This is a genomic window from Hymenobacter terrigena, from assembly GCF_054776515.1.
In genome coordinates this window covers 1-531 of record NZ_BAAHBU010000028.1, presented here as the reverse complement: position 1 = coordinate 531, position 531 = coordinate 1, and the positions used below count along the sequence as shown (strand labels likewise).

The following is a 531-nucleotide window of genomic DNA, read 5'->3' as shown; positions in this document are numbered from 1 at the left end:
ATGGCGACGGCAGCGATGGAGAATCCGACACGGACCATGAAACCATGGCGGAGAACGGAAACAGGCGCGGCACAGTGCCCGGGGGGATGAAAAAAGTGCAATTGGCGGCATTGGAATTTTGCATCGAGTTGTTGAATCAGACGATGCAGCAACGCGAAGCCGAGATGGCGTTGGTGTGCGCGTTGGCAGTATTGGGCGTGCGACCGACGGGGAAAGGATTCCGAGACGAACAAACGTTCCCGTCGATATTGTCGTCCATTATCAAGGTGGCACATTTTATGGTGGTTTTGCAGGCCGAGCGATTGACAGGCCACATCGGAGAAGAGGAATGGGCGTCAATAGACAGCCCGTGCACATTCGACGACAGCGGATACGAGAGCGACCAGACAAGGCGCCACACCCGCAAACGAGGTATCCGAAGCAGTTTCCGGTGGGTGATAAAAATGATGGATTCGTTCATGGTCCGCGGGACAGCCAGCCCGATGCAGTGGATGTTGGATTTGAGAGCGTACGGCATGAAGATTGCGTTCA

General features: G+C 55.2%; 1 protein-coding gene. It reads left to right on the top strand.

Annotated elements, in window-relative coordinates:
- Nucleotides 1-86 precede the first annotated feature (86 nt).
- Nucleotides 87-531: hypothetical protein (locus tag ACYU7Q_RS21910; protein ID WP_460611587.1), on the top strand; the 445-nt coding region annotated here is incomplete at its 3' end.